Here is a 25,420-nt window from a genome sequence, read left to right on the forward strand (position 1 = left end):
TTTTATATTGTTTTTGTAAGATATTCTTTTGAAACATCAACTAAAAAACGGTTTGTTAAAAATTTTCTTCCTATCAACATTGGATATTTCATATCAGAACGATCTGCTAAGGTAATGATTGTTTTATACTTTTTCCCAAAAAAAGAAACTGTAACTTGAACAGAAGCTCTTAATTGAACTTTTCCATTTGAACTTTTGATTTTTTTTAGTTTGTATAGTGGCATTTTTATTTTTTTGCCATGGTAAGATGCATGAACTTCATCTAATAATGTAAAATGTACAAACTTTTCATCATCAACATAAATATCATCGCAATGTATTGAATTTGAGTCAGCACCTGTATCTATCTTAGCATCTAAATCAAATAAATCTAAATCTAAAATAGAAATGATTTCTCTTCTACCTATAATTTTTTTTTGTGACATAATAAATCCTCTTTAAAAAAATATTATATCACAAAACTATTTTATAAATTTAAGGAATCTATTTTTTTGCATCCAGTGCTTTTTGTAAAACACTAATTACATCTTCTAAATTCTCGTAAGGAATATGAGATTTCCATTGAACATCTTGTCCATTTAAAGAGATACCAATACTTACAATATCCGGAGTATCTTTCCCATAAGGCTCAGTTACATTAGAGATAGAAATTTTACCTTTTTTAGTTCCTGATAATGCTAAACTTCCTAATTCAGTTATTGTAGACATATTAATCCTTTTTTATTTATTTTATTCAATATAATACAACAATAAGCTTTTATTTTATTAAAATTATTCGATTTTATTAGCAGGTTCTGCCAAATAAAAACCTTGAAATTCATCTACTCCTAATTCTAAAACTGTTTTATATACGTCAGAAGAATGAACAAACTCTGCAATTACTTTTATATTTAAAGCTTTTGAAAAATCTATAATTGATTTAACAAGTTCATAAGAACTTTTTTCTGTATTAATATTTTTAATTAAGGAACCATCAATTTTAATATAATTTGGTCTTATTTTTAAAATATGTGCAAAATTAGAATATCCAGTTCCAAAATCATCAATAGCTATTTGAATACCTTGTTCTCTATATTTTATAATAAATTCTTCTAGTAAAGTATAATCTGTAATATAATCACTTTCTAATATCTCAAAAACTAATTGTTGTTTCTTTTGATTATCAATTTTATCTAGGTTTTTATCTAAAGATATTACGAAATCTAAATCTAAAATATCTTTAAAACTCAAATTCAATGAAACTTGTTTTTCAGTTTTTGATAAATCTGCAAATGCTTTAGAAATAACTTGATTTGAAAGTTGTAAGTATTGTTTTGTTTTTACAGAAATATCAAGAAATAAATATGGACTTAAATAAATAGTTTCACCTTCATCGTTTTTATCTCTTATTCTCATTAAAGTTTCGTATTTAACAATTTCATTTTCTCTATTAAAAATTGGTTGATAAAAAGGTGTTACTAAATCTTCTTCAATCGCAAGTTTGATTTTTTCTCGCCAATACATAGATTTTTTTATTACTTCTTTTGTATCTATTTCATTATTGTAAACAAAAAATTTCATATTTGCTTTTTTTGCTTTTTTAAGAGCAATTCCAGCTGTTTTAATAGGTTCTTCTTGAGCAATTGAAATACCCAAAGTAATGTTTATAAAAATATCTAAAGATAACTCTTCTATATGAATAACTCTATTTTTAAAAAGCTTACATAATTCAATTATAAACTCATCATATCTGGAAAACCCCATCATTTTTTTATCAGCAAGACAATAAACATTTCCATAAAATCTATAAACATGCACATTATATTTTGTTGCAAATTCATTTAATACTTTTGCAACTTCGATTAAAACTAAATTTCCAGTTGAGAATCCATAAAGTTCATTTATATCATCAAAAGAATCAATATCAATCAAAGCAATAGATACAAAATCATCATCTTTTATATCATCTTCAAGGGCTGTTCTATTTTTTAGATTTGTTAATTCATCAATATATAATTTATTCTGAATCTCTTTTGTTTTTTGTTGAACATGCTCATCTAAAGTTTTTCTATTATTCTCAACTTGATCAAGTAAAGTATTAAATTGGCTTGCTAAAAAACCTATTTCATCTTTAGATTTCACTCCATTTTCAAACTCATTTTTACTAGAACTAACTTTTTGAACTTCTGAAAACATTTTATTAATAGGCACTATAACTTTTATTGCAATAAAAATCCCAATTACAGATAAGACACCAAATAAAAGCATAGAAATATTTAAAATTAAAGAATTAATCCCCTCTATAAAAGAAGAAAAATCATCTTTATAAACTGAAGATGCAATATACCAATTTAATTTTTGATTATATTCAATCCAAGAAATCTTTTGATAAGTATAGTTGTAAGGGTCATAAATTCTATTCCAACCATACTCAAAAACAGTTCTTTTATTGTATGCCTTTTTTAACTCTTCAAATAATAAATTATTGTTTGCACTTGGAAGTGGTATAGTTGAAAAATCTTTAGAGTCAAACTCTCCACTTGGATCAAAAACTATTTTTCCATCACCATCAAAAATATAAATATAACCTGTTTGACCTAAAGTAGTACTACTAAGAAGTAATTGAACTTCATTTATTAATTTGTCTTTATCTTCAATTGTTCGTGACTTACTGTTAATTATAGAAACTATTTTACTAAATTGAGTTTTTGAATTATTAATTTCTGTTTCACTCAAATAATTATTTATCTTAGGAGATAAAAAGAACACTACAAAAAATAAATAAGACAAAAGTCCAATTATAAATAGCCAACCAATTTTCAAAAATATTTTATTGTTCATATTTCTACTTTATTATTAAATTCTACAAATTACAAAATTTTAGCAATCTTTTGTCCAAATCTTACATCTTGATTTAATAGATTCTCTATTTCTACAGAATCTTCTTCCCAAATCATAACTACTGTTGAACCCATTTTAAAATAACCTAAGCAATCACCCTTAGCTATTTCAATATTATCATATTCATAAACTTTTATTTCTTTTGCATCTGTGTTTGTCTCAACTCTATCTTCAAATTCAAACACCATTTGACCAACATTTAAAGCACCCACAAAAACCATATAAAAGATTTTTCCATTATTTTCACACTCTAAAATAACTCTTTCATTTTGAACAAAAAGTTCAAACTCTTTATTTAAATATTTTAAATTTACAGGATAAAGTTTTCCTGGAACATGAATTAACTTTTTTAATTTAAAATCACAGGCTGCATGATATCTATGATAATCTTTTGGTGATAAATAAAAGTTCATAAATGAACCATTTTTTACTTTCTCAAAGTTCGAAGTACAATAGTATGTAAGTAATTCTTCAACACTATAACTCATACCTTTTATTTGTAATGCAATATCATCATTTAATTTTCCACACTCTGTAATTAAACTATCTGTTGGTGAAATAATTACATCTGTTGACTCATCTATTTCTCTTTTTATAACTAATTCTCTTGTAAATAGCGCATTTAAAGATTTATAATGCTTTGCATTTTTAAACTCACTCATATTTAATTTCATTAATTTTACATATGATGCATTTATAATTTCTTGTAAAAAAGATGGGAATTCTTTTCTAGCGAATTTACCAAAGTATTGAGAAATTAGATTTGTAATGTGCATTATTTTCCTTTTAAAATTATCATTTTTATTATTCTATCCATATTTTCTTCTTAAATTGCTTTAATAAAGAATTAGATATTCTACTGTTAATAATTTATGAGATTTTATAAGGATATATATGTACAAAATAGTTGTTGCAAATCAATGTGGATGTTTTAAAAATAGTAATTTAAAAAATAATTTAACTTTTGAATCAAAAGACGAAGCTTTAAGTAAAGCAATAGAAATGAAAAATCATATGAATAGTGAATTTTGTAAAAAACACAAATTTGAATTACAAGAAATGTTTAACAATTTTGTAATTTCATTTTATAGTGATGCAAGAGATAATTGTTGTGGAAATGGTTGTTGCATGTAAGCAACAACTATTTTTTAGGCATTAATATAAACATTTTTCCTTTTTCTTTCATTCTTCCTGCATATTCAAATGCATTGTCTCCAAATCCCCAAAAGAAATCTGCTCTAATTTCACCTTTTATTGCTCCACCAACATCAGCAGCCACCATTAATTGATTTATCGATTCTTTTGTTACTGGATTCTTTGTATTTAAAAATACTGGCATTCCAAGAGGTATATAATCTGTATCTACTGCTAAATTTCTTTGAGCTGTTAAGACACTTCCTAAACTTCCTGCAGCACCCTCTTTTGAAATTCTAAAAAAGATATAGCTATCATTTATATTTAAGATTTCATCTGTTTTTGAAGGATTTTTTATAAAAAAGTTTTTAATTCCTTGAATTGACATTTCATTTCTAGTAACATATCCTTTTTCAAGCATATAATTTCCAATACCAGTAAATGGCCAACCATTTTGCTGTCCATAACCTACATTTATGATATTTCCATCTTCTAATTGTATTCGTCCTGAACCTTGAACATGTAAAGAAAACAAATCATATTTATCATCAACATAAGCTATTACTTCAAGATTTGGATTATTTGGATTTGCTTCTATTTGTTTTCTTGTATCATAAGGAACTATTTTATTTCCAATAATTTTTCCTCTTAATTTATAATCTTTTAATTTTGGATCATCTGAAACAATTAAATTCTTCGGAATCTTATAAACTGGATATTTATATCTTTTAGTTTTTGTTAGACTTCCATATAAAAGTGGTTCGTAATATCCTGTAATTATTCCCTCATCACTTGATTTACTATCATAAAGTTTATATGCTTGGAAATTTATAATAAAGAATTTTCTTCCATCGGTTTCAAATTGAGCTTTATGACAAATATCTTTAAAAAGGTCATATCTTTTAGATCTATTACAATCCTTTTTAAAAACATCTAAAGCATAATCTAAATCATCTTCAAAAAATCCTTCAATTTCATAAAAATTTGAAAGATCTAGTCTATTTGAAGACTCAATTTCTTCAAAATCTATTTTTGCTAAAACTTCTGTTTTTTTAACTTCATTTTTATTTGAACATCCAAAAATGAAAAATATAGAGAATAAAAGAATTAATATTGAATTTTTCATATACCACAATTTGATGATGAGTTTATTGAGTGAACCTCTTTTAATCCACAGTTTTTACAAGAGTATTCAACTTCAATAACACCTGAACAACCATGATTTTTTAAAACTCTACTTGTTATTACTTCTTGAGTAAAGGTAGTATTTGTATTTTTATCAAAAAAAGTTTTTTTTGTTTCTTTGCAAGTTGGGCATTCTCCACTATTTAGGGAATCTACTCTACTTTTTTTAGTTTTGAAATATAAAAGTACTGAGAATATTGAGATTAGGAATAATATTAGTATTATAAAAAGAGTTTGCATGAAGCAGAGATTTACTCTACTTCTGCGTCGATAACGTCATCGTCATCTTTTTTAGCTTTTTGATTTGGTTGAGCACCAGCTTGATCTCCACCCTCTTTTTTATACATAGCTTCTGCTAATTTATGAGATTTTTCAGTTAAAGCTTTAACTTTTTCTTCAATTTGCTCTTTTGTAGCATTATCATCTTTTAAAGTCTCTTCTAAATCAGCTGCAGCATCAATAATCGCTTTTTTCTCATCTTCTGAAACAGCATCTTCATTTTCTTCTAAAGTTTTTTTAGTTGAATGTAAAAGACCATCAGCTTGATTTCTCATTTCAATTACTGCTTTTTTCTTAGCATCAGTTTCTTTATTTGCTTCTGCTTCTTGTACCATTTTTTCAATTTCATCATCACTTAACCCAGATGAACCAGAAATTGTAATTTTATTTTCTTTTCCAGTACCTTTATCTTTTGCAGATACATTTAAAACACCATTAGCATCAATATCAAATGTTACTTCGATTTGAGGTACACCTCTTCTTGCTGCTGGGATATCTGAAAGTTCAAACATACCTAAAGATTTATTATCTCTTGCAAATTCTCGCTCACCTTGTGAAACGTGAATAGAAACAGCAGGTTGATTATCTTCAGCTGTACTAAATACTTGAGATTTTTTAACAGGAATTGTAGTTCCTTTTTCAATTAATTTAGTCATAACTCCACCTAAAGTTTCAATCCCAAGTGATAAAGGAGTAACGTCTAGTAATAATACATCTTTAACATCACCTTTTAAAACTCCAGCTTGCACTGCAGCTCCAGCAGCAACTACTTCATCAGGATTTACACCTTTATTTAAATCTTTTCCAAAGAAATCTCTAACAACTTTATTTGCTTTTGGTAATCTTGTTGATCCACCAACCATAATAATTTCTTGAATTTCTTCTTTTTTTAATCCAGCATCTTTTAGTGCAGTTTTAATGTGCTCTAAAGTTTCATTAATTAAATCTTCAGTCATTGATTCAAATTTTGCTCTTGTTAATGATTTTACCAAGTGAACAGGACCAGCTGAACCCATTGAAATAAATGGTAAGTTGATTTCTGTTGATTCAGCTGATGATAACTCTTTTTTAGCATTTTCAGCAGCATCTTTTAATCTTTGTAATGCCATTTTGTCATTTTTAACATCAAAACCATTTTCGTCTTTAAACTCTTTTGCTAACCAATCAATAATTCTATTATCAAAGTCATCTCCACCTAGGAATGCATTTCCATCAGTTGAAAGAACTTCAAATGTTCCATCACCGATTTCAAGTACAGTAACGTCAAATGTTCCTCCACCTAAATCGTAAACAAGAACTTTTTCTTCACCTTTTTTTTCTAAACCATATGCAAGTGATGCAGCTGTTGGCTCATTGATAATTCTTAATACATTTAATCCAGCAATTGTTCCAGCTTCTTGAGTTGCTTTTCTTTGTGCATCATTGAAGTATGCAGGAACTGTAATAACAGCGTCATTTACAGGTTGACCTAAATATTCTTCAGCATCAGCTTTTAATTTTCCTAAAATTTTTGCAGAAATTTCTTGAGGTGTATAAACTTTTCCACCAATTTCAACTGCTGCTGCTCCACTTCTATCTACAATTTTGTATCCAACTTTTGATTGAGCTTCTTTTGCATTTGGCTCATCCATCATTAGACCCATAATTCTTTTAATAGAATAAATAGTTTTTTCTGGATTTGTTATTGCTTGTCTTTTTGCAGGATCACCTACTAAAACTTCACCTTTATCTGTGAATGCAACGATTGAAGGAGTTGTATTTTTACCTTCTTTATTAGGGATAATTTTAGCTTCCCCACCTTCATAAACTGCGATACAAGAATTTGTTGTTCCTAAATCTATTCCAATTACTTTACTCATTTTTTTTCCTTTATTTTATTTTATAAAATTAAGGGAACCTTTCCTCTTTTTATGTTCTTTAGCGGTTGAAATAAATTCAACCTAAGAACCAATCTAAAGCACAAGCTAGCTTGTGTTGTTTCCTTAATCTGTTTTTAATTTTTGCTTATATCTTTTCAAATCTATCTAGTTTTCTGACATTACGGTCAAATACTTAGTTAGAAATACTAACCATTGCAGGTCTTATTAATCTATCTTTTAATAAGTATCCTTTTTGTAATTCTTGAACTATTTGTCCCGTTTCATGATTTTCACTATCTACTTTCATTACTGCATTGTGTACATTTGGATCAAATTCACCATCTGTTTCTACTTTTGTAATATTATGCTTTTCAAATGCTGTATTGAAATTTTTAACTGTTAATTCAATACCTTCTTTTAATTTTACTAATAAATCAGCTGCATCTAACTGTGCATTTGCAGAGTGTAGTGCCATTTCAAGTGAATCAATTGGAGCTAATAAATCTTTTGCAAATTTTTCACTTGCAAAATCAATAGCTTGGTATTTCTCTTTTTCTAGTCTTTTTTTAATATTCTCAAAATCAGCATGAACTCTATAATATTTATCTTCGCTATCTTTTAATTGTTGCTCTAATCTTGCAACTTTTTCTTCTAAACTCTCTTCTTTTTCAACAGTCTCTTCTGTTGAGTCACAAGTTGTTTCTTCTTGTTTTATCTCTTCTTCTATTATTTGTTCTTTTGTTTCTTCACTCACGTTATCTCCTAAAAAGTTGTAATTTTTTCATAAAAATATTCATAATCTTTGGATAATTCACCAACAACTAACATTTTCACATCTTCATTATTGATTTTGCAATAATTACAGATTCCAATATAATTTACTGGTAAAAGTTTTTCAAAATATAAACCTTCTTTTAGCTCATCTAAATTTTGGCCCTTTAGAAAACTATTAATTGTATATTCATCAAAATTATAATTCAAAGCTAAATTTAAAAACTCTTTATAGTTAAAAATCTGAAAATCTGAATTTTGTAATGTTTGGTTTATTGATTCATAAACTTCATATGCACCAACATCTTTTGAAATTCTTGTAATATCTTTTAATTCTAAACCTATCATATCTTTCAAAAATCTATAAAGTGCATCTGAATACTTAACACTAATAGCAAATGAAGAAAATTCTAATATCATATATTTATTTTCTACATTTAAAATTTCTTTTAATATATCAGATTTCTCTTTTTTTATAAAAACAGACAGCCCTATATTTGAAGCAAAATATTCCAATGCTCGTAAATTTATTCCTGATAGTTTTTTAAAACTAAGTTTTGTTTCCCAATACTGTTTTAAAGCTTCAGTAGTAGGAGTTCTTCCACTACTTATATGTTCTTGTGCAAGATACCCCTCTTCTCCTAGCTTTTTAAAGTAACCTCTAATAGTTGCAGGAGAATAAGTAATATCATACATAGATTTCAATTGAGTAGAACCAATTGGTTCTAAATGCTCAATATAAGCTCTAATAATAGATTGTAATAAAAACTCTTTTTTATCTATCATAATACGACCACTTTCATAATTTAGCACTCACTATCTTAAACTGCTAAAGAATTATAACCTATTGAGTCTTTATTTGTCAAGTATTTTATTTCATTTTTTAAAAGTTTTTTTTAGAATATAAAATAATATTTTTTATATTTGTTTAAGTTAGAATAAACTTTTTCTATGATAAATTATAAATAATTGTAATTAATATACGATTTACATATAATTAATTATTTTATGCTATTTGTATTGTAATTAAAATAGTGTTATAATAAACTAATGTGTTAAGTCAAAACTTTTTACATAACTACAACTAAGGAGAAAAAATGAAAAAAATTGTTACAGCTACATTAGTAGGTATGCTATCAATTCCAGCTTTTGCTGCTGAGTTTATCACAATTGGTACAGGTGGAGTTACTGGAACTTATTATCCAACAGGTGGAGCTATTTGTAGATTAGTTAATCAATACAAAAAAGAAACAAAGATCAGATGTTCTGTTGAATCAACAGGTGGATCTGTTTATAATGTAAATACAATCAAAAATGGTGAACTTGATTTTGGTATTGTACAATCAGATGTTGTATACCAAGCTAGTAAAGGACAAGGTGCTTTTGAAGGTGCTGCTATTCCTAAACTAAAGTCAGTTATGGCTATTTATCCTGAATTATTAACTTTAGTTACTAGAAAAGATGCAAATATTAATTCTATTATGGATATAAAAGGTAAAAGAATTAACCTTGGAAATCCAGGATCAGGAAATGAAGCAACTGCATTAACTCTATTTGATGCAAGTGGAATCAAAAAAGAAGATTTAGCATTTGCTGGAGCATTAAAAGCTTCTGAAATGCCAGATGCATTAAGAGATAACAAAATTGATGGATATTTCTACATGGTTGGACATCCAACTGCAAATATTAAAGATGCTTCAACTTCTGTTGATGTAAAAATAACTCCTCTTGCTGGAGAAAATATTGATTCTTTAATTAAAAAATATCCATACTTTGCAAAAGCAAATGTTCCTGGAGGATTATATACTGGTAATGATGAGCCAACTCCTACATTTGGAGTTAAAGCTGTATTAGTTACAAGTGATGATGTAAGTGTAAATGCTGTTTATACAGTTGTTAAAGCAATTTTAGAAAACTTTGACGAATTCAAAAAATTACACCCTGCATATACTGATATTACAAAAGAATCTTTACTTGATGGATTATCAGCTCCTTTACATGAAGGTGCTAAAAAATATTTCCAAGAAGCTGGATTATTAAAAGCTAATTAACTACTACTTATCTAAGGATTTTATATCCTTAGATAAACCTCTTTTTCATAGGTCATTTAATATCTATTTTAAATGACCTATGAAAATAAATTTCATCTACTTTAAAAGGATAAATAATGGCTATTTATGAAGAAAAACCTCATAATATTTCCCAATTAGAAGAAGAACAAGAACACGAAACACAAGCTATTTTACATGAGCTTGAAGGACAGAGAGTTTTTGGTTCACAACACTATGAATTTTGGCTTATTTCAGCAATTGCACTTGCATGGTCTATGTTTCAATTATATATCGTAATTGAACCTATTAACTCGACAATTTCAAGATCTGTACACTTATCATTTGGTATGGTACTTGCATTTTTAATTTACCCAATGATGAGAAAACCTTACTTTCTAACAAAGATTAGATGGTTTGGATATACATTTGCAGCTATTGGTTTAGTAACAGCTTCTTATATTGCTGTTTTTTATAATGAAATTTCTTTAAGACCAGGTGATTATACTGCAACTGATATTTTTATAGCAGTTGTAGCAATTGTTATTTTACTTGAAGCGGGAAGAAGAGTTCTAGGATTAGCACTAAGTATAATTGCAATTGTATTTTTAGCTTACTCTTTCTTAGGTCCATATATGCCTGAATTGATTATTCATAAAGGTGCTAGTTTAAATAAACTTGCTGGTCATATGTATTTAACAACTGAGGGTGTATTTGGTGTTCCACTTGGGGTATCAGCTGGATTTGTATTCTTATTTGTACTTTTTGGTTCACTTTTAGATAAAGCTGGAGCTGGCGAATATTTTATTAACTTAGCTTATGCCTTACTTGGGAAATTTAGAGGAGGACCTGCTAAAGCTGCAGTTGTTGCTTCTGGGTTTACAGGTATTATGAGTGGAAGTTCAATTGCAAATACAGTTACAACTGGAACTTTTACTATTCCTTTAATGAAAAAAACAGGATTTAAACCAGAACAAGCAGGAGCAGTTGAAACTTCAGCTTCTACAATGGGTCAATTAATGCCACCTATTATGGGAGCTGCTGCATTTATTATGGCAGAGTTCTTAGGAATGGCTTATAGTGATGTTGTTATTGCTGCATTTATTCCAGCTTTTGTTGCATATTTTGCGTTAATTTATATTGTTCACCTAGAAGCATTAAAGCTTGGATTAAAAGGAATGAATGCAGAAGATCTTCCAAAAAAATGGAAAACTTTTGTTCAAGGTATTCATTATTTAATTCCTATCTTCTTTTTACTTTATACTTTGATTGTATTAAGACAAAGTGCTGCTAGTGCTGCATTTAATGCGATTATGCTTTTAATGTTCTTGATGGTAGTTCAACATCCATTTAGAGCTTTTTTAGCAAAAGAAAAGATTACAAAAGAAATTATATTAAGTGGTTTTGTAGATATTTTAGCAGGTATGATAAGTGGTGCTAAAAACATGGTTCCAATTGCAATTGCAACTGCACTTGCAGGTATCGTTGTAGGAACTATTACATTAACAGGTCTTGGTCAAGTTTTACTTGATGTAGTTGAAACGTTAGCAGATGGTAATATTTTTGCAATATTAGTTTTAGCAGCTTTAATTTCTATTATTTTAGGAATGGGATTACCAACAACTGCAAATTATATCGTAATGGCATCATTAACAGCTCCTGTTATTTTAACACTTGCTGCTGATAATGGATATTTGGTTCCTGCAATTGCAGCTCACTTATTTGTTTTCTACTTTGGTATTTTAGCTGATGTTACGCCACCTGTTGGACTTGCTGCTTATGCAGCTGCTGGTATTGCAAAAGCTGATCCTATGAAAACAGGAGTTATCGGATTCATTTACAATATAAGAACAGCTTTATTACCATTTATGTTTTTCTTTAACCCAGAATTACTATTGATTTCAGGAATAGATGCGTCAAATCCAAGTGATCCAATTGGTTGGGTATGGATAACAAATCCTTTAGATATAGCTATAATCTTTATAACTGCCTTTGCGGGAATGATTGCTTTTTCTTGTGCTACCATGGGATATTTCTTAACGAAAACAAATATAATAGAAAGAATATTATTTATAACTATTGTTCCGTTTATGTTTTTACCAAGAATTATGGAAGCGAAATTAGGATTAGGTGATCACCATATTTCATACCTAATTGGTTTTGGGATTTTTGTTGCTTTATACCTAATGCAAAAAGCAAAAATGAGAAAACAAGAAGTTATTGCTTAACCATAAATAAAAGAGCTAAGCTCTTTTATTTATTTACTTAAAACCTTTTCAATTATATACCCATAACCTTTATGGGAAATAATAAAATCATCATCTTTAATTTTATCTTTTAGTCTTTTCATCACTGTTCTAAATGATGAATCATTTATAGTAATATCATCCCAAACTATTTCTTTAAATTTGTCAACAGAGATTATTTCTCCTAGATTTTGAATAAGAACATCTAAAATTTCTGATTCTTTTTTTGATAACTTTACAATTATGTTTTTACAATAAAGTTTATTTGCTGATAAATCAAAAGTATAACTATTGTTTAAAGATATTAATGCTTTATTTTTTACTTCTTTTGGTTGTTTATCTTTTAAAACTTCTTCTTTTGCTTTTTGTAACATTTCCATCATATTATCAATATTTAATGGTTTTACAAAATATCCACAAACTCTTAGATTAATAAGTTTAAGTAAATCTTCTTCATTTTTATGGGCACTTACGATTATGAATCTTTGATTAGGAATTAATTTCAAAATCTCATCAATCATTTGAATACCACTTAAGTTTGGCATATTAAGATCTGTTAATACTAAATCAAAATTATCATTCTTTTCATAATTTTCTTTTATTAGCAAAATACCTTCTGCTCCGTCTTTAGCAAGAACCACTTCATCAAAAATTGTATTTAAATAAAAAGATAAAGTTTTTCTAGCTAAGTCTTCATCTTCAACTAATAAAACTCTTGTTTTTAAAATTTGCATTTTTTACTCTCTTAAATTGTATAATGATTGATTATATCTAAAATTATTTTAAGCCCTTAATTTTATAATAAATTCAACCCCATCATTTAAGTTTTTAGCTTCAATTTTACCCTTCATATTTTTTTCTATAATAACCTTTGTCATATAAAGACCAATTCCCGTTCCTTGGTCTTCAAACTTTGTTGTAAAATATGGTTCAAAAATACGCTCAATTATTTTTTCATCAATATTTCCACAATTGTTGAAAATAGAAATAAAAATATTTTTATCTTCTTTATAAATATTAATTTCAATTTTTGCATCAAACTTTATAATTTTACTTTTTATAATCTTTGCATCAATTGCATTATTTAATATATTTACAATCACTTGCTCAAATTCATTTTCAAAACCATCAATACTTAAAGATTCACCCAATATATCTAACTTTATTGCATTTTTTTCAATAGAGGAATGCACTATTTTTGAACTTTGAAGAATTGATTCTTTTATATCAAAAATCTTTCTTTCTTTTGATGGTTTATAAAAATTCCTAAAATCATCAATGGTTTGAGACATATAATCAATTTGTAATTTTGCATCTTTTATAACTTCACTTAGTTCATTTTGTGAAATTTTGCCATATGAATCTCTTATAAAATAAATTAATAAATTGATATTATTTAAAGGTTGTCTCCATTGGTGAGCAATATTTCCTAACATTTCACCCATGGAAGCTAGTTTATTTTGCTGAACCAATAATCTATCTTTCTCAAGATTCTTTTCCAGCTGAAGTTTTACTTTTTCTTTTAGTTCTGCTTCATTCATTTTTAGTTTTGTAATATCATTTAAATATCCATAAAACTCTATAACATTTCCATTATCATCTTTTATAATAATAGTTCTATTGTAAACCCATTTTATGTTATTGTCTTTATCTACAACCCTATGAATTGAAGTAAAAGAATCTGCATCATTAAATATTGATTTTTTTATTACTGTAATTAACTGGTTCACATCATCTTTATAAATAAAATCAAAGAATTTAATATTTTTTTCAAAATCTTTTACATCATATCCATAAGCTTTGATACTTTGAGATACAAATTTTACACTCATATTCTCATCATTTTCCCATCTAAAAATTACGATTCTTCCAAACTTAGTTAACAACTCAACATCTCTTAGCTCTTTAGTTAATTTCATCCTTTCATCTATATTCATAGCCATCATTAACATTCTATTTGAATTAAACTCTTTTCCTCTTTCTAGAATCCATTTATAATTTCCATCTTTAGCTTTTAATCTATATTCACAAACAAAATGTTCACTTTGTTTATTTATATGTTTTTCATACTCATTTAAAACTTTTTCTTTATCTTCATTATGAATTAGATTTATCCATTGTTCAAAATCTTGAATATCATTTCTTGTATAGCCAAACATATCTAACCATTTTTTTGAAAAAAATATTTTCCTTGATTTTAAATCCATATCCCATAATCCATCATTTGATGCGATAATTGCCAATTCATATCTTTCTTTCCACTTCTTAAATAAAAGATTTTTTTGCTCTAATCTTCTATTATATCTATTGAAAATAGTATTAATAAATCGCCCAAAAATGTTTGCAGATGTAATTAACAATAAAGCAATAAAAACGACCACTAAAAAACTCATAACCATTTTGGTTTGATATTGTTCTTCGATATCTCTTTTTTCTTTATTAAAAGGTCCATCTTTAATGAAAATTTTAAATTGATATTTAGGGAAAGTGTATGATAAATCATTTTTACTATCTTCTAAAAAATTCTTAATTTCAGATACATCTTTTACTTCATTATTCATATAATAATTTAAAATTTTTTTTTCATTTAAATCATAAAAATAGAAATGTGAATTGTTTAAAGTTTTACTTTTTGAATAAATTGAATCATAAATTACCTCTTTAGTAAGAAGAACCATATCATCTGTTTTTGAGTAAGCTCCTAAAAACATATTTAGAAATTCTATGTTTTTTAGATAACTTAATTGTATGCTCTTTTTTTGATTATCAATACTATACATTAGATTGTTATCACCAATATATTTTATATTTCTTAACATATATTTCTTAAATTTATCAGATTTATTTTCTGAATTTGTAAGCTCAATAAGATTTTCTAAAATTTCATCACCAAATAAAACAGAATAATCCCTTGTGTCAAAAAGTAAAAATTTTATTTTATTAGCTGATTCTATTTGTTTTAAGTGGGGCTTCAATAGTTCAATATCAAATTCATTATTTATTGTCATTTTAGCTTTAATAAAACCTATGATTTCATATATATAATTACCTAGGTCTGTTTCTATATCATCAAAGCTTGTACTTGTATTATATTTTATACTTGCAATATAGTTTTTTAATACATCATTTTTGTAAAAGTTTTCGCTTTGTATTAAATTGTCAATTTTATTCTTTTTTTCATATTCAAAGAAAAAATAGATTGAAGTGAATACAAGAATTGAAAGTATAAATATAAATATTAAAGGTGTAAAAACAATTTGATTTTTTATATCTAAAAGAGTATAAAATTTCTTCTTTTTAAAAAACATTTATTACCTTTAATATTTTATTTTTGCTAAATAAAGCCCATTTGCCTTTGCTGGAAGTTTAAATGTGTGGGTTTCTAATCTTAGCTGTTTTTTTAGATTTTCAATAGTTTGTTTATTATCATTTATTGCCAATAAAAATCCTACCATTAATCTAATTTGAGAACGTAAATACGAGTTAGCTGTAAATTTAAACACATACATATCTTTATATTTATAAAAAGTCGTATCAAAAACTTCTCTAATCGTAAGCTCTTTATCACTTCCTGTTTTGTGAAAATATTTAAAATCAAAAACACCTATATATTCTTTTATTGCTGTTTTCAATAATTTTTCATCTACATTTTGTACGTATGTAACAAACTTATCGTTAAAAGGATTCGTAGGTTTTGTAGTAATAAAATATCTATAGACTCTTTTTTTTGCATGAAATCTAGAGTGAAAGTCATCACTAACTTTTGAAATTTTATTTATTTTTATAGAGCTTGGAAGATTTCTATTTAAAACTTCTTTTAATTTAGAAAAATCATCCCAAAAATCAGGAACAATACAGTTGAACACCTGACCTGTTGCATGAACTTCTTTATCAGTTCGTCCACTTAAAACTATACTTGTATCTATATTTATTCTTTTAAACGCTTTTAAAAGCTTATTTTCAACTGTTAAACCATTTGGTTGCTTTTGACTTCCTTGAAATAAACTTCCATCATAGGCAATTACAAATTTTAAATTCATTAAGATTAATACTCTTTTTTTATTGTTTGAGAATATAAAATATAAGTTCCTATAATCCATACTGTTGGAATAATATATAAAGCATGTAATAAAATCTTATCTCCAATCATTTTTATTAAAACATAATATAAAACAACTGCAATTAAAGAGAAAAATACTGCTCTATTTTTTTCATATCTTGGATTAAAATATCCAAAAGTAATCACTAAGAAAAGTGAAAATAAAGGGAATAATGAGGTTAAAACAAAAAATGTCAAATCATCAATATCAATATTTTTTTGAATATTATGCTTCCAATAACTATAAGTATCTGTAAAAACTCCTATTTTACTATCTGCAATAGAATCATTAATATACATTGATTCATAATCAATTTGATTTAACTCTTTTTCATCAATAATAAAAGCTTTTCCATCAACTAATTTAAAACTTAGATTCCCTTTATCATTATCTAAAACAGCCGTTTTACTAATGATAAATTGATCTTTTTTTTCTTCAGTTTTAAATAGTTTTACATCGCTATAAGTTTTATCATTTTTATCATTAATATAAATCAACCAGTCTCCAAACTTTTGTCCAAATTCACTTGCTTTTATATTGAAATTTGCCTCTTTTTTCTTTGTTTCTAAAAATTGTTTTGTTAAGAATTTTGTTTTAGGAATTAAACCTACTGAAACCACTAACAATAATGCAGATAAAAGTAAAGTAAGAGGTAAAAATATTTTTAAAATATTTACAGGGTTTAATCCAAATGATGTAATAACTGTTAATTCATATTCACTTGCCAGTTTTGCAAGGGTAATAACCATTGATATAAAAAAAGAAATTGGCATAGTATAAAATATGATTTGAGGTACTACATATGCGAAAAGTCTAAATAATTCAAAGAAATCTATAGTGATTATTGAAGTTAATGATGCGATTTTTACTAAAAAAACAATTGATGTAATAAAAAATAATCCTAAAAAAATGGGAAAAAAAGTAATTGCAAACTGGGAATATAAATAATGATTTAATTTCAATAAAAGGCCTTTATAAATGTTTCTAAATTAAAAAAATATTCCACATAAAATCCTAAAACTAAATAAGGAATAAATGGTGTTTGGATATCTTTTTTTACTATATTTGAATAAATTGAAGGTATTATAGCAAAAAAAGCAGCTAAAAATATTGCAAATATGCCTGAACTTAATCCAAGAATAACTCCCATCATTGCAATAATAGGAATATCACCTTCACCTAAAGCCTCTTGGGTTTTCAAAGATTCATCTTTTAATATTTTTGCTTTTATATTTTGTATATAAAAAGTTATTACAAAATTAAGTAAAACAAGTGCCCCTGAAAATAAAAATGCATTTTTAAAAGCATCTAAAAGATTAGAATTTGTTGTAAAAAAAGATAAAAATAAAGCTATTAAAAGTAAATAATCAGGAGCTGCTTTATATTTTAAATCAATAAAAGATAAAACTATTAAAACATAAGATAATAAACACATAAAAATAAATTCAGAACTTAATCCTATTTTTAAAAACAAAAGTAATGTTAAGAAAGCACTAATACTTTCTACTAAAAAGTATTGAAATGAAATCTTAACACCACAATAAGAACATTTTGCTTTTAAAAATACATAAGAAAGAATTGGAATATTATGATACCAATAAATCAAATGACCACAAGAAGGGCATTTACTTCTTTTATTTGAAAGTAATGATTCCCCAAGAGGAAGTTTTAAAATTAATACATTTAAAAATGAACCAATACAAGCTCCAAAGATAAAACTAAACAGCTCCAAATCTTCGCTCTCTTCTTGAAAAATCGCTTATTATGTCATCAAGTTCTGTTTTTGTAAAATCGGGCCAATATGTTTGAACAAAAAACATCTCAGCATAAGCATTTTGCCATAATAAATAGTTTGAAAGACGAACTTCCCCACTTGTTCTTATCATTATATCCACAGGAGAAATTCCAGCTGTATCAAGGCATGATTCTAGATTTTTTTCACTTACTTCAAGACCTTTTTCGTTTAACTTTTTTATGGCTCTTATTATTTCATCTTTTGAACCATAATTTAGTGCTAATACTTGAGTTAATCCATTGCAAGAAGAAGTTAATTCTTGAGTTTTTAATATTCTATTTTGTAAAGACTTTGAAAACTTTGATAAATCACCAATAGCTCTAAATCTAATATTATTTTCTAAATAAACTTCTAGTTCTTCTTTTAAATATTTTTCTAAAAGCTTCATTAGATATTCAACTTCAAGTTTTGGTCTTTTCCAGTTTTCTGTTGAAAAAGCATATAAAGTTAAATACTTTATTCCGATTTTTGCGCAATATGTAGTTATTTCACGTACAACCTCTGCGCCTTTTTTATGTCCTGCAGTTCTTTTAAGACCTCTTTCTTTTGCCCATCTACCATTTCCATCCATAATCATGGCAATATGTTCTGGGAGTCGTAAATCACTCATATTCGTTAAACTCTGCTTTCAGCTTTTCTAAAATATCTAAAGAAATATCTAATTTTGAGCCTTTGAATTCATAAGAGTTATTTTTTAAAATTAATTCTATACTATTATTATCACTTCCAAAACTATTCTCTTCATTTATTATATTTAGACAAACCCCATCAAGATTTTTCTTTTCAAGCATTGTTGTAGCATTTGTAGAAGCAACTTGTTCATCCATTTCAGCTTTAAATCCAATAGAGATTAATCCTTCTTTATCTAAAGATTTTAAAATATCCATATTTTGTTTTAACTCTAAATTCCATGAAGTTCCAATCATTTCTTTTTTTAGTTTACCCTCTTGTGGGAAAGATGGAACATAATCACTAACGGCTGCTACCATAAATAAATAAGGTTTTTTTAGTATTAAAGTTGGACTTGAACTATCCATTAAAGTAGGTTTTGTTAAAACACCTTTTTTAGCAACTCTAATTGAATCAACTAAGTACTCATACATTTCATTTGAACTTTCAACTTTTATTAAATGAATACTTGCAGGTAAGTTTTCATGACCTCTAGTGCTAACTAAACAAACATCTGCACCTTTATAATATAAAGCACGAGCTAAAGATGAAGCCATTTTCCCTGATGAGAAGTTTGAAAGATATCTAACATCATCAATTCTTTCAATAGTTCCTCCACCACTTAATACTACTTTTCTATTTATCCAATAATCAACTTTAAGAAGTTCTTTGCAAGTTGCATCAAAAATATCTTGAGGTTCAGCCATCGCTCCATCACCAACATCTTTGCATACAAGCTCTTTTGTAACAGATGAAATAATCTCATAATTACAAAGTTTTAGCATCTTTAGACTTGCTTGTGTAATTGGATTTTTTAGCATATTTGTATTTGCGGCAGGTGCTATTAATTTCATTCTAGGATATGCTAAAGCTGTTTGTAAAAGAAGATTATCTGCTAGTCCATTTGATAATCTATTAATTGTATTTGCACTTGCAGGTGCAATTACAAAAATATCTGACCACTTGCCAATATCAATATGATTATAATCTTGACTTTTATCCCAATTTTCACTATCTTCACACAATACTTTATTTTGAGATATTGCTTCAAATGTAATTGGATTTATAAACTTTTTTGCACCATCTGTCATAATAACTCGAACAATTGCACCTGCTTTTATATAAAGTCTTATTAACTCTAAGGCTTTATAAATTGCAATTGAACCTGTTACTCCAACTAATATCTTTTTATTTTTTAGTAACATGTTTTTCTACTTTTTTTTACTTGAAAAATGTTTGTAAAAGTAACCATCAATAGTTTTTGCTTTTGCACGTGTTAAAAATAACTGACCTTTTTTTACATTTCCAGTTACCGTTGAGCCAGCTCCTATTAATACATCATCTTCGATATTAACAGGTGCCACAAACTGAGTATCACTTCCTACAAATACATTTTTACCAATAATTGTTTGATGTTTATTAATCCCATCATAATTACAAGTTATTGTTCCACAACCTATGTTTGTACCCTCATCAATAGTACAATCACCAAGATATGATAAATGACCTGCTTTTACACCATTTAAAATAGCTTTTTTTGTTTCAACAAAGTTTCCAATATGTGTTTTATTTAAATCACTACCAGGTCTTATTCTTCCCATTGGACCAACATCACTATTTCTTACAATTGAGTCTTCAACAACAGAGTTTGTTTTGATATGTGAATTTATGATTTTTGAATTACCTAAAAGAGATACTCCATTTTCAATAATACTTTCACCCTCAATTTGTACACCCTCTTCTATATAAATAGTATCAGGCAATCTCATAATAACACCAGCTTTTAAGAACTCTTTTTTTATTCTATTTTGATGAATAACCTCAGCATCAGCTAATTCAACTTTTGAGTTAACCCCTTTGAAGTTCTCCTCATTTACAGCAAGTGGCTTTAAAACTTTTCCTTGCTCTATTGCCATTTCAATTAAATCTGTGATGTAATACTCTTTTTGTGCATTATTATTATTTAGCTTTGCTAAGTTTTCAAGTAAGAATTTTGTTTCAAATTGATAAATTCCTGCATTTGCAGTTGTGATTGCTAACTCTTGCGCATTTGCATCTTTTTGTTCAACTATTTTTTTAACATTTCCATTTTCAATAATTACTCTTCCGTAGCCATCAGCACTTTCAAGTTCTAGTACGGACATTACAATAGTTGCATCGATGTCAAATTTTTCCAATTCACTTGCTTGAATAAGTGGCATATCTCCATTTAAAACTAAAACTTTAGGATATTTTGGAGTGATATTCATAACAGCTCCACCAGTTCCTGGATAGTTTGCATGGTCTTGAATAACATAGTTTATATTTTTGAAATATTTTTCCATCTCAGTTTGAACTCGTGCTGCTTGATGAAATAAAACCACTGTAATATCATCACTTAATTTTAAAGCCTCTTTTATTGAATAATATAACATTGGTTTCCCAGAAATTCTATGTAATACCTTTGGAGTATCAGATTTCATTCTTGTTCCTGCACCTGCTGCTAAAACTATAATTGATTTGTTAAACATATTTTCTTCCTTTTTTATATTAGTGCTTCATTAATTTCTTTTTTTAGATTTTCTACAACTTCTTCTAATGCCTTTTGCATTTTTAAATCGTTTGTATTTGTAACTAACAATTTCTCTAAATTATTTTCCCTATCTTTAAAAAATTGTGCTACTTTTCTATTCTTTGAATTTCTATTATACATAAGAACTCCAGATGCAATCAGTGCAATAACAAGTCTTACATGACCAAAAATAGCTGCATAATTTAATAATGTAAATCCACTATTATCAAGCTGATTCATATCAGCACCTGCTGCTATTAACCATCTTGCAATTTTATAATTCCCATGCCATTGGGTATGATGAAGAGCTGTTCTTCCATGTATATCTGTAATTGTTAAATCAGCTTTTTTTGTTAAAAGCTTTTCAACAACCGTTAGGTCATTTGCAATTACAGCTTTATGTAAAACAGTTCTTCCATCTACATCTTGAATATCAACACTAACTCTATATTTTAAAAAATAGACTAATCGTTCAATAAAAAATTCTCTTTCTTTTTTATCTTTAATTTTCAAGCCTTCTTCAACCATATACATTAATGGTGTTGATCCTCTTTTATCTTTAATATTTAGATTGACACCATAATTTATAATCATTTTTAATGTTTCAAAATCATTGTATGTAACTAAATCAAATAAAATATTTTTGCCATCTAATCTTTGTGCTTCAATATTCGGTCTATATGTTAATATTTTCTTTAAAAGAACATCATATTTTTCATTTTCTTTTATAAAAGCTGCTAAGACTGGATTTACTTTTTTAAAACCTTTTGTAATGGCTATTATTTCTATAATATCATCAAAAATTGTTTTTTCATCTAAATCTTTAGCTTCTAAAGAAGCACCTTTTGAAACAAGGAAGTCTATCATTTGATAGTTTGAATATCCCTTTAAAATCTCTTTATAAATTATATTCTTATCATTTTCATCGACAACATTTAAATCAGCACCACAATTAACCAAAAACTCTACATTTGCAAAGTTTTTATTTTCTATTTCAATTTGAAGTGTTGTTTTACCATCTTCGTGTATCTTATCAATATCTAATCCATTGTTTATAAACATTAAGGCTAAAGGCAAATACTCTTTTTCAGGGGTAATTAGTTTATATTTACCATCTAACTCTTTTGAAGTATTTTTTTGTAAATCATGAACATACAAAAGCTCATCCAGAACATTCTTGTTGTTATTATCAACAATATTCATATTTATATCTTTCTTCATTAGAAGTTCTATAATAGGAATATTTTTTGAACCTTGTAAAATAGTATTAAAAAGTACATTTTGACCATCTTTATCCAAGAAATTTACATTTATTCCATGAACTATCAAAAGTTTTGCTATTTCAATATTATCTTTTAAAACTGCTTTAAAAAGTGCTGTTTGGTAGTTTTCATCTAGGATATTTAAACTATCAACATTATTTACAACATCTTTTATGATGTTGATATTTTGGCCTTCAACTGCATCAAATAATACAGTTTTTCCATAACTATCTTTTATATTAAAATCAGGTCGATTATTCATTAAAATTTGAAATATTTTATAGTCACCTTCTAAGGCAACATCTTGAAGAATTGTTCGACCCATACTATTTTTACGGTTAATATCAAAACCATTATCAAGAAAAAATCTAATCATTATTCCATCTGATCTTAAAGCAGCTTCATCTAAAACTGTTCTTCCATATCTATCTTCTATATTTATATTGATATTATTTTTCAATAAAATTCTTATTGCATCTATTTTTCTTTTTGCACTAAGTATAAAAAGGATACTTCTTCCCTTTTCATCTTTTTTATTTATATCAATACCTTTTTCTATATATTTTTGGATTTTATTAATATCAATATCATCTGATAGTAGCTCTTTATAAAAAAGATCCTCACTAACTTTAAAAAATCCAAACACTATAGATATTCCTTTTATATTTCTTTGTTTAAGTCTTATATTTTAGCTAATTTTTTATTAAATTGCTTTTCTTCTTCTTGGTTTATAATTTTTTTTATCATTTTTCTCATTTTTATGATCAGTATATGTTTTTTTTGGGAAAGTTTTTCTAGGTATTTCTTCTTGAATTAAACTTCCTCTTAATGATTTTTCTATAAATGAATTAAAAGAATTTCTTAAAATATATGCTTTATCATGGTCAGGAAAAAGTTGAGGAAATTTGTAAGATAACCATAAATACAATGATATTTTTTTTACTTCATCTTCCACTAGTAATAAATCCCTTTGAGTAATAGCTTTTTTAGGCAAAGTAATAGATGGTTTATAATGGCAAACTCTTTTTTTAATAACACTTGCAATATAAGCATCATAAGCTTGAATAATAATATTTGATTTAGCAGTAATGGGAGCTTGAGCTAAAAGATATTTTTCATCAAGTTTTAGATTAAATTTTGTATCAACAATTTTTGCAGCTTCTATCATAGATGAAATATTTGCAGCTATAAATGGTCCTGAAAAATACATATTATCAGCAAAAAACTTTAATACTTTTGTTAAAGAATTTGTTTTAATATGTGCGGCTAAAGCCTCTAGTTGATTTGCATTTATTTTTACTTTAAAAGGTGGTTTTATAGTTCTTATTGGAGCTTCAAACTCAACTTTAATATGTTCTAAAACATCTCTTCTGGTGGCACCTAAAAACCCTGCTTCAAAGTGACCATAACGCCCTGCACGACCTGCTATTTGAGTGATTTCATTTACTGTTATTTTTCTTTTACTAACACCATCAAATTTTGTATCTGTTGTAAACAAAATAGTTTTAATAGGAAGATTTAATCCCATCGCAATTGCGTCTGTTGCTATTAAAATCTGGCTTTTCTTTTCTCTAAATCTTTGTGCTTCATCACGTCTTACTTCAGGTGATAAATTTCCATAGATAACTGAAACTGTATAGTTTTTTTGAAGTCTATGTTTTAGTTTTAAAACATCTGCTCTTGAAAATGCTATTAAGGCAGTTCCATCTTCTAGTTTATCTAAAGCTGTCCATTTTGATAAAACTTTTAGTTCATTTTTTCTTTGGTGTTTTACTATCTCTAAATCTTCATCTAAATATGCAGCTATTCTTTTAACAGCATCAAGTGCATTTACACTTCCTGTCATAATGATTTTTTTAGCAGGACATCCAATAATTGCATTTACCCATGCCCAACCTCTATCTATATCATCAAGCATTTGAACTTCATCAATAACAGCCACATCAACATCTAAATCAAAATCTAGCATTTCAATTGTAGAGCAAACATGAGCTGCATCTTCATTTAACATTTGTTCTTCACCTGTGATTAGTGAAGCTTCAAGATTCGAAGCTTTTAAATCTTCATAACCTTCAAGTGCTAAAAGTCGCAAAGGTGCTAAATAAAGTCCAGAGTTTGCCTCTTTTAATTTTTGCATTGCATTATATGTTTTACCACTATTTGTAGGTCCAACATAAAACTCTAGCTTTCTATTTAAACTTCTAGCTAGCGGATATAAGGTTTTTAAATCACAATTTAATAGTGATTGTAGTTGTTGTTGCCAATTTTCTTTCATTTATTAATAACTTTCTTTTCTATGTAAAATTCTACCTATAATTATAATATTTTCTTCAACATCAAAAAGAACTCTATAATCACCAATTCTAAGTCTATAAGCTGGTTCAAAATTTGTAAGTTTTTTTATATTTTGTAGATTGAGTAATTTCTAAGTTCTAAAATTGATTTTTTCTTCACTTCTTGTCTCTTTTAAAAGTTTCAAATCTTCCATATCTTCTTTTGATACTATTTCTAATCCATCATCTTTAAAATGCTCTAACATCCATAAAACTTTATCAACAATGGTGTCATCTTTTATATTTATTACTAATGATTTCATAAATTTCTCCACATTTTAAATATTTTTAAATTATATCTAAGAAGC

24 protein-coding genes are annotated in these 25,420 nt (G+C 26.8%); 3 read left to right on the plus strand and 21 right to left on the minus strand.

Features of this window, described 5'->3' with window-relative positions; genetic code table 11:
* Positions 1–2: 2 nt before the first annotated feature.
* The 4 genes from AACT_RS14320 to AACT_RS14335 form a co-directional block, all read right to left on the minus strand.
* On the minus strand, positions 3–425 hold the full coding sequence (locus AACT_RS14320; protein ID WP_172128012.1) for an ATP-dependent zinc protease family protein: 423 nt from the start codon (positions 423–425) through the stop codon (positions 3–5).
* 58 nt (positions 426–483) lie between these two features.
* Positions 484–708: a hypothetical protein gene (locus tag AACT_RS14325; protein ID WP_172128014.1), complete on the minus strand. Its 225-nt coding sequence runs from the start codon at positions 706–708 to the stop codon at positions 484–486.
* A 63-nt stretch (positions 709–771) separates the two neighbouring features.
* Entirely contained in the window at positions 772–2,820 is a 2,049-nt protein-coding gene (locus tag AACT_RS14330; protein WP_172128016.1) for an EAL domain-containing protein, read from the minus strand.
* Between the two features lie 29 nt (positions 2,821–2,849).
* Complete coding sequence (locus AACT_RS14335) at positions 2,850–3,656, minus strand: phosphatidylserine decarboxylase (RefSeq protein WP_172128018.1); 807 nt, start codon at positions 3,654–3,656, stop codon at positions 2,850–2,852.
* Positions 3,657–3,774: 118 nt separating this feature from the next.
* Here AACT_RS14335 and AACT_RS14340 point away from each other — a divergent pair, with 118 nt between their 5' ends.
* Positions 3,775–4,014 carry a hypothetical protein gene (locus AACT_RS14340; protein WP_172128020.1) on the plus strand — a complete coding sequence of 80 codons (240 nt, stop codon included), beginning with the start codon at positions 3,775–3,777 and terminating at the stop codon, positions 4,012–4,014.
* A 7-nt stretch (positions 4,015–4,021) separates the two neighbouring features.
* On the opposite strand, the gene mltA is transcribed toward AACT_RS14340, so the two are convergent.
* From mltA to AACT_RS14365, 5 genes are all read right to left on the minus strand, one after another.
* A complete protein-coding gene (mltA, locus tag AACT_RS14345; protein ID WP_172128022.1) occupies positions 4,022–5,140 on the minus strand; it encodes a murein transglycosylase A in 1,119 nt (372 codons plus the stop codon).
* Positions 5,137–5,439: a hypothetical protein gene (locus AACT_RS14350; protein ID WP_172128024.1), complete on the minus strand. Its 303-nt coding sequence runs from the start codon at positions 5,437–5,439 to the stop codon at positions 5,137–5,139. The genes mltA and AACT_RS14350 overlap by 4 nt, the downstream gene beginning before the upstream one ends.
* Before the next feature lie 11 nt (positions 5,440–5,450).
* Positions 5,451–7,337 (minus strand): molecular chaperone DnaK, encoded by a 1,887-nt coding sequence (gene dnaK, locus AACT_RS14355; protein ID WP_172128026.1) that lies wholly within the window; start codon positions 7,335–7,337, stop codon positions 5,451–5,453.
* Positions 7,338–7,530: 193 nt separating this feature from the next.
* The gene (grpE, locus tag AACT_RS14360) at positions 7,531–8,091 is read right to left on the minus strand and encodes a nucleotide exchange factor GrpE (RefSeq protein ID WP_172128028.1); all 561 of its coding nucleotides are present in this window, start codon (positions 8,089–8,091) and stop codon (positions 7,531–7,533) included.
* A gap of 8 nt (positions 8,092–8,099) precedes the next feature.
* Positions 8,100–8,921: a heat-shock protein gene (locus AACT_RS14365; RefSeq protein ID WP_228720498.1), complete on the minus strand. Its 822-nt coding sequence runs from the start codon at positions 8,919–8,921 to the stop codon at positions 8,100–8,102.
* Positions 8,922–9,205: 284 nt separating this feature from the next.
* On the opposite strand from AACT_RS14365, the gene AACT_RS14370 reads away from it, so the two are divergent.
* Both AACT_RS14370 and AACT_RS14375 read left to right on the plus strand, forming a co-directional pair.
* The gene (locus AACT_RS14370) at positions 9,206–10,159 is read left to right on the plus strand and encodes a TAXI family TRAP transporter solute-binding subunit (RefSeq protein ID WP_172128030.1); all 954 of its coding nucleotides are present in this window, start codon (positions 9,206–9,208) and stop codon (positions 10,157–10,159) included.
* A 116-nt stretch (positions 10,160–10,275) separates the two neighbouring features.
* Positions 10,276–12,384: a TRAP transporter permease gene (locus AACT_RS14375; protein ID WP_172128032.1), complete on the plus strand. Its 2,109-nt coding sequence runs from the start codon at positions 10,276–10,278 to the stop codon at positions 12,382–12,384.
* 29 nt (positions 12,385–12,413) lie between these two features.
* Here AACT_RS14375 and AACT_RS14380 read toward each other — a convergent pair whose 3' ends face one another.
* From AACT_RS14380 to AACT_RS14435, 12 genes are read right to left on the minus strand one after another with little or no spacing between them, the layout of a single operon-like run.
* The gene (locus AACT_RS14380) at positions 12,414–13,136 is read right to left on the minus strand and encodes a response regulator transcription factor (RefSeq protein WP_172128034.1); all 723 of its coding nucleotides are present in this window, start codon (positions 13,134–13,136) and stop codon (positions 12,414–12,416) included.
* 48 nt (positions 13,137–13,184) lie between these two features.
* Positions 13,185–15,710 (minus strand): PAS domain-containing sensor histidine kinase, encoded by a 2,526-nt coding sequence (locus AACT_RS14385; protein WP_172128036.1) that lies wholly within the window; start codon positions 15,708–15,710, stop codon positions 13,185–13,187.
* A gap of 9 nt (positions 15,711–15,719) precedes the next feature.
* Positions 15,720–16,442: a tRNA pseudouridine(38-40) synthase TruA gene (gene truA, locus AACT_RS14390; RefSeq protein ID WP_172128038.1), complete on the minus strand. Its 723-nt coding sequence runs from the start codon at positions 16,440–16,442 to the stop codon at positions 15,720–15,722.
* 5 nt (positions 16,443–16,447) lie between these two features.
* Positions 16,448–17,464 (minus strand): LptF/LptG family permease, encoded by a 1,017-nt coding sequence (locus AACT_RS14395; protein WP_172128040.1) that lies wholly within the window; start codon positions 17,462–17,464, stop codon positions 16,448–16,450.
* On the minus strand, positions 17,461–18,234 hold the full coding sequence (locus tag AACT_RS14400; RefSeq protein ID WP_172128042.1) for a prepilin peptidase: 774 nt from the start codon (positions 18,232–18,234) through the stop codon (positions 17,461–17,463). The genes AACT_RS14395 and AACT_RS14400 overlap by 4 nt, the downstream gene beginning before the upstream one ends.
* Positions 18,221–18,907: a di-trans,poly-cis-decaprenylcistransferase gene (locus tag AACT_RS14405; protein ID WP_172128044.1), complete on the minus strand. Its 687-nt coding sequence runs from the start codon at positions 18,905–18,907 to the stop codon at positions 18,221–18,223. The genes AACT_RS14400 and AACT_RS14405 overlap by 14 nt, the downstream gene beginning before the upstream one ends.
* Positions 18,900–20,171, minus strand: coding sequence for a bifunctional phosphopantothenoylcysteine decarboxylase/phosphopantothenate--cysteine ligase CoaBC (coaBC, locus tag AACT_RS14410; RefSeq protein WP_172128046.1), 1,272 nt, complete (start codon positions 20,169–20,171; stop codon positions 18,900–18,902). The genes AACT_RS14405 and coaBC overlap by 8 nt, the downstream gene beginning before the upstream one ends.
* Positions 20,172–20,177: 6 nt before the next feature.
* Positions 20,178–21,476, minus strand: a complete 1,299-nt coding sequence (gene glmU / locus AACT_RS14415) for a bifunctional UDP-N-acetylglucosamine diphosphorylase/glucosamine-1-phosphate N-acetyltransferase GlmU (protein ID WP_172128048.1) — start codon at positions 21,474–21,476, stop codon at positions 20,178–20,180.
* A 14-nt stretch (positions 21,477–21,490) separates the two neighbouring features.
* A complete protein-coding gene (locus tag AACT_RS14420; RefSeq protein ID WP_172128050.1) occupies positions 21,491–23,425 on the minus strand; it encodes an ankyrin repeat domain-containing protein in 1,935 nt (644 codons plus the stop codon).
* Between the two features lie 57 nt (positions 23,426–23,482).
* Positions 23,483–25,054 (minus strand): helicase-related protein, encoded by a 1,572-nt coding sequence (locus tag AACT_RS14425; RefSeq protein ID WP_172128052.1) that lies wholly within the window; start codon positions 25,052–25,054, stop codon positions 23,483–23,485.
* A gap of 3 nt (positions 25,055–25,057) precedes the next feature.
* Positions 25,058–25,183: a type II toxin-antitoxin system RelE family toxin gene (locus tag AACT_RS14430; protein ID WP_172128727.1), complete on the minus strand. Its 126-nt coding sequence runs from the start codon at positions 25,181–25,183 to the stop codon at positions 25,058–25,060.
* A gap of 21 nt (positions 25,184–25,204) precedes the next feature.
* A complete protein-coding gene (locus AACT_RS14435; protein ID WP_172128054.1) occupies positions 25,205–25,375 on the minus strand; it encodes a hypothetical protein in 171 nt (56 codons plus the stop codon).
* Between the last annotated feature and the right edge of the window lie 45 nt (positions 25,376–25,420).

It is taken from the genome of Arcobacter acticola, from assembly GCF_013177675.1.
GTDB lineage: Bacteria > Campylobacterota > Campylobacteria > Campylobacterales > Arcobacteraceae > Aliarcobacter > Aliarcobacter acticola.